Here is a 3,313-nt window from a genome sequence, read left to right on the forward strand (position 1 = left end):
TTTTCTGGGCTTTGGCGTGCTTTTTCTCAACTAAGCAGGGTAGACAATGGTAGAAAATCTCATTCGCCAATTCAGCCGCTGAAAAATCGATGTTGGAAGCAGAGTTGTGCAACAGCCACGAGCATTTTGTGAGAATCTATATGATATACGTGTCTAACCGTGAACGCCCGTCGAAGCCCTGCTGCTGCTTTTGCTTTCACTGGTTGGGAACGCTTAGAATAAGTTGATTGGACTGAATGTGGTCCAAAACGAAAACAATCTGACTACTATGGGGCAACTTTCTTAGTAAGCTAAAGTAGTAGGTTAGGGTTCTGATTTTTGTTGATAAGTGCTAGTAGAATTTACATATGAATCACTTCTCCCAGCACAACCCTGCTTTGTCTCTTTTTCCTAAGAGGCTATAACTGGCTGTACTTCGTAGTACAGAGAGTGGGCGTGTTTTGCTTAGTCAATGAAACAATATTATCCCCTCATCCGGGCCCTGCACTTGTATACGGGCCTGTTCATTAGCCCCTTTGTCATCATTTTTTGCGTTAGCGTCCTGGCCTTTAATCATGTAAAGCTTCTCAATAGCCTGATGCCCGTCAAGATTCTGCCCCTTGAACGCACTAAACTGGACGGCATTCCCAGGGATACCTCCGACTTATTGACCGCCAAAGCCATTATCCAAAAGCTTGGCATTACGGGAGAAATTGATTTCATATCCAGCAACGACAATCATATCTCCTTCCCGGTCATAAAACCAGGGCTGCGAACCAAGATTGACGTCGATACTCGGACCGATAGCGTAACCATTACCCGCCAAGAGGAAGGGTGGGTAAGGGCCACCAGTTATTTACACTCGATGCCGGGTCAGCACAATGCCCGATTGCGGGGCAATTCTCTGTTTTTAACAATTTGGAAAGTGATGGCCGATGGGGTGGTCTACCTGCTGTTGTGGCTGACGGTCAGTGGCGTTTTCTTGTGGTGGTGTTTGAAAGTAGAACGCCAGATGGGCCTGACGACTATCGTACTGGGCGTGCTGTTGTTCTCGGGCTTGCTATTACTCATTTTCTAACGCGTCTTGTGCCCTTATGCCTACCCCTTCCCTTGTCCGCTCAGCCTCGTATTGGAATCGCAAATTGCATATCCATGTGGGGCTATTCTTACTGCTTTTTATTTGGTTGTTTGCTTTCTCGGGCTTACTCCTCAATCATGGTTCCTGGAAGTTTGCCTCTTTCTGGGAAGAACGAAACCAGGCAACTAGCCAAACCCACATTCAGGTGCCGCCTCATCTGGATAGTAGTCAGGTCATTGGTCATGTGGTGCAGCAGCTGGGTATTGCCGGAGAGGTCAGCGAAGTAGCCATGACCTCGGATAGCGTGGATTTTCGGGTCACCGTACCTGGCCATGGTCGGAGCATCCATGTTGATTTTAGAAGCGGCATTTGTACCCAGAAAGAGTTCACGTTCAATGTATGGGGGAAGCTCCGAACGCTGCATACCTTCAATGGCGTTGGCCGAGGCAACACGGCCTCCTCGCCGAACTGGTGGGTCACTTATACCTGGCTGGTGGCGATGGATGGCATTGCCTTATGTCTTCTGTTCTTGTGCCTCAGCAGCTGGGTGATGTGGTACAAAGTACGCCGGCAGTATGGATGGGGCATCGTTGCGTTAGGGCTAGGGTTGTCAGGGGCCTTTTATTTTGTCTTATTAGTGAAACAAGGGTAATTTTTCCTGGTTTCCCTCCCCGGTCATATTAATTCAAACCAGCGTTAATTTGAGAACGGATACCCATGGCTTCTGATTGGGGTGACATCATCTTTCGGCTGAAGTCGTGCCCAACCCAAAAATTTCATCCACTGATCAGTCGAATGCTTGGATGTTCGGCCAGGATGGCCATTACCGTGTCAAAATACGTTTCGCCAGCACCATTGTCCAGCGTTTCCAGCTTTTCTTTAAATAGCTTTTTGTTATAGGGAGAGCCAGGCCGCAGCTTATCCAGATAGTAATCGCGGGTGGTTTGCTTCCCTAACGCGTTTCGACTGTGGTCCATGTGGTGCCAGACCAGCTCAACTGACTCGGCTCCTTGCAGGGCACCGTAGCCCCCATACAGTAAATCATTGAACGCATCCAGGCTCGGGCCGATCCGCCAGCTTTCGCCTACCATGAACGCCCGATTGATCTCATCATAAAAGGAGGCAATGTCGTTGATGGCGGTTCCGTCAATTTCTATTTGTTTAATCACCATTCAATTACGGACCAATAAAAATCAGCGAATTATGAGACGGTTGTTTTTAATATCCGTCAAATACCATTAGTCACATACGCGAAGCCAACAATCGGTTCGAATTGATGCACCTGGGTGAAATACCATTCTTTTATGGACTCTATTTCGGTTAGGGCTTGCCAAAGCTGGTCAACAGAGGCATCAAAAACACGATCAATAACAAGCGCAGTACTCATAGCAGATAATAAATTAAGCAATTGGCATACACAGTGGTGATATATGACCACTTTTTACCTTTAGAATAGAGTAACTACGGGAAACAAACGATGTCAAAACTCATCGCCATCATGTCCATGTCGCTGGACGGCTATGTCGCCGACCAGCAGGATGGGGTAGACCAGGTGTTTAATTGGTACTTCTCAGGCGAGGTGGAAATCAAGGCTGGGGGGGCAGATGCGATGACTTTTCACCTATCCCCGCCCAGTGCCCAACACTACAAAAGTCTGGCCCATGAACTGGGCGCTGTCCTAACCGGTAGACGTACCTTCGAGGTTGCCCAGGGATGGGGGGGAAATCATGGGTGGGGACCCGCCTTTGTACTGACTCACGAGATTCCGGATGGCTGGCCAAAGCCGAACTCGACGGTACATTTCGTTACGGATGGTCTGGCATCGGCCGTTAGCCAGGCGAAAGCTGCGGCCGCTGGCAAGTCCGTAGGGGTTCATGGTGCGGATACGATCCAACAATGCCTAAACGAGGGCCTACTGGATGAACTACAGATTGACCTAGCTGCTGTACTGCTGGGTTCTGGCATTCGGCTCTTCGAGAAGCTGTCCCATACTCCGTATAAGCTTGGCACCCCAACGGTCATCCCGGGCATTGGCGTCACTCACCTGCGTTATCCGATATTGGGAAGTTGAACGAGCTAATTACCTCGTTTCTTAAAGCGCATACATGGCAGATATATCGTCTTAAATAGGAGCGTGGCTGTTGCACAACTCTGCTTCCAACATCGATTTTTCAGCGGCTGAATTGGCGAATGAGATTTTCTACCATTGTCTACCCTGCTTAGTTGAGAAAAAGCACGCCAAAGCCCAGAAAAGTG

The 3,313-nt window shown here is 48.8% G+C and carries 5 protein-coding genes; 3 read left to right on the top strand and 2 right to left on the bottom strand.

What is annotated here, in order from left to right:
- The first annotated feature begins 451 nt into the window (after nucleotides 1-451).
- On the top strand, nucleotides 452-1,057 hold the full coding sequence (locus ACYVJM_RS31910; protein WP_461152173.1) for a PepSY-associated TM helix domain-containing protein: 606 nt from the start codon (nucleotides 452-454) through the stop codon (nucleotides 1,055-1,057).
- 16 nt (nucleotides 1,058-1,073) lie between these two features.
- Nucleotides 1,074-1,709 (top strand): hypothetical protein, encoded by a 636-nt coding sequence (locus ACYVJM_RS31915; RefSeq protein ID WP_461152174.1) that lies wholly within the window; start codon nucleotides 1,074-1,076, stop codon nucleotides 1,707-1,709.
- Between the two features lie 124 nt (nucleotides 1,710-1,833).
- Here ACYVJM_RS31915 and ACYVJM_RS31920 read toward each other — a convergent pair whose 3' ends face one another.
- Together ACYVJM_RS31920 and ACYVJM_RS31925 are read right to left on the bottom strand one after the other, a co-directional pair.
- Entirely contained in the window at nucleotides 1,834-2,229 is a 396-nt protein-coding gene (locus ACYVJM_RS31920; RefSeq protein WP_461152175.1) for a barstar family protein, read from the bottom strand.
- Nucleotides 2,230-2,285: 56 nt separating this feature from the next.
- Nucleotides 2,286-2,444 (bottom strand): SRPBCC family protein, encoded by a 159-nt coding sequence (locus ACYVJM_RS31925; RefSeq protein WP_461152176.1) that lies wholly within the window; start codon nucleotides 2,442-2,444, stop codon nucleotides 2,286-2,288.
- 90 nt (nucleotides 2,445-2,534) lie between these two features.
- Between ACYVJM_RS31925 and ACYVJM_RS31930 the strand changes: the two genes are divergently transcribed.
- Nucleotides 2,535-3,128: a dihydrofolate reductase family protein gene (locus ACYVJM_RS31930; protein WP_461152177.1), complete on the top strand. Its 594-nt coding sequence runs from the start codon at nucleotides 2,535-2,537 to the stop codon at nucleotides 3,126-3,128.
- The last annotated feature ends 185 nt before the right edge of the window (nucleotides 3,129-3,313 follow it).

It is taken from the genome of Spirosoma pulveris (genome assembly GCF_054781875.1).

Coding starts and splice junctions, on each gene's coding strand:
- ACYVJM_RS31920 (WP_461152175.1), bottom strand. CDS start 2,229: ATGGTGATTAAACAAATAGAAATTGACGGAACCGCCATCAACGACATT.
- ACYVJM_RS31910 (WP_461152173.1), top strand. CDS start 452: ATGAAACAATATTATCCCCTCATCCGGGCCCTGCACTTGTATACGGGC.
- ACYVJM_RS31925 (WP_461152176.1), bottom strand. CDS start 2,444: ATGAGTACTGCGCTTGTTATTGATCGTGTTTTTGATGCCTCTGTTGAC.
- ACYVJM_RS31915 (WP_461152174.1), top strand. CDS start 1,074: ATGCCTACCCCTTCCCTTGTCCGCTCAGCCTCGTATTGGAATCGCAAA.
- ACYVJM_RS31930 (WP_461152177.1), top strand. CDS start 2,535: ATGTCAAAACTCATCGCCATCATGTCCATGTCGCTGGACGGCTATGTC.